At 60.4% G+C, this 1,324-nt stretch carries 2 protein-coding genes and 1 pseudogene; all 3 read right to left on the bottom strand.

Going from position 1 to position 1,324, the window contains the following annotated elements; all coding sequences use genetic code 11:
- A pseudogene (locus EOA23_RS34755) lies at positions 1 to 398 on the bottom strand (hypothetical protein); the annotation flags it as partial.
- Positions 399 to 604: 206 nt separating this feature from the next.
- A complete protein-coding gene (locus EOA23_RS35980; RefSeq protein WP_189341835.1) occupies positions 605 to 1,021 on the bottom strand; it encodes a hypothetical protein in 417 nt (138 codons plus the stop codon).
- A gap of 102 nt (positions 1,022 to 1,123) precedes the next feature.
- Positions 1,124 to 1,324: hypothetical protein (locus tag EOA23_RS36180; RefSeq protein ID WP_210212526.1), on the bottom strand; the 201-nt coding region annotated here is incomplete at its 5' end.

Genomic DNA, 1,324 nt, shown 5'->3' with positions numbered 1-1,324 from the left:
CCGTTGAACGACCCGCCGTTGAAGTTGCCATTGCCGGCGCCGATGTTGCTGTTGCCGTCATATTCGCCGGTGTTGCCGTTGCCGTTGAAGGCGCCGATGTTGCCGTTGCCGCTCGTCGCCGAGGTGTTGTTGTTGCCGTTGAACGCGCCCACATTGCCGGTACCGTTGTTGAAGGCGCCGACATTGCCGGTGCCGCTGTTCTTGTAGCCGAGATTGCCGCCGAAGTTGCCGAGCGGATTCATGCCCCTGACGTCCGAGCCGATGGCCTGGCCGTATTTGCCGACCGCCGCCTGGACAGCCGACATGCCGAAGGCCTGGCTGCCTGTCGTGGTGTCGGCCTTCGCCGCGGTTGCACTCAACAACCCCAGGCATAGCGCCGGTATGACGTAGCGTTTCATCTGCGAGCTCCTTCCATGGCTAAGCTTGAAATTGGGTTTTCGAAATTGGCCCCTGTTTCGAAAAGGATCGTTCGTCGAAAAGGACTGGGACCGCCGGCGACATGTCGCGATAGCCTTGCGCGGGGGACGGGCGCGTGGCTCGGCGGTCCCAGAGCCATCAGCGTCTTTCCAAACTGAAGCTTGGCGACGCTGGCGGTTGGACGGCGCTAGCGGTTGGCGTTGCCGTTTCCGTTGCCGTTGCCGGCGCCCCAGTTGCCGTTGCCGTTGGCATTGCCGTTTCCGAAGCCCCAGTTCCCGTTGCCGTTCACGTTGCCGTTGCCGAGGCCGAAATTGCCATTGCCGTTGCCATTGCCGTTCGCGACGCCGGCATTCAGGTTGCCGTTATAGTTGCCGTTGAAGGCGCCCATATTGGCGTTGCCGTTCCCGTTGCCGTTGCCGAAGCCGAAATTGCCGTTGCCGTTGAAGTTGCCGTTGAAGGCGCCGGTATTGGCGTTGCCGTTGCCGTTGCCGTTGCCGACGCCGACATTGCCATTGCCGTTGCCATTGCCGCTGCCGATCGAAAGCGCGGATGCCGTACCGGTCAGAGCCGACAGTACGGCCGCGGCCAGGATGATCTTTCTCATGACGTTCTCCTTCGTTTGCGTTGAGCTTCCCGGGCAGTTCAAGATGACCGGGAGGACGCTTGAAGGATGCACGCAGAAATAGCGGCGATACATTCGGGCTGATCAGCGGAGGCTGTCGGTTTTTCTGCTGATCCCCATGTCAGGAAAAGTTGAAGCAATCAGGAAAAAACTGACAGGCATAAAGGCATCTGGCGGGTGTATACTGCGTGGACATTCATGCCTTTTCTCGCCGACCCGCGGGTGGCTTGCGATCCTCGCGACGGCAATGGGAAGAGAAAGGTTGATGTGGGCGGGTATGACCAC

This window comes from Mesorhizobium sp. M2A.F.Ca.ET.042.01.1.1 (assembly GCF_003997405.1).
Taxonomy (GTDB): domain Bacteria; phylum Pseudomonadota; class Alphaproteobacteria; order Rhizobiales; family Rhizobiaceae; genus Mesorhizobium.
Note: the sequence above shows the minus strand (reverse complement) of the source record. Positions and strands in the feature narration are given on the sequence as shown.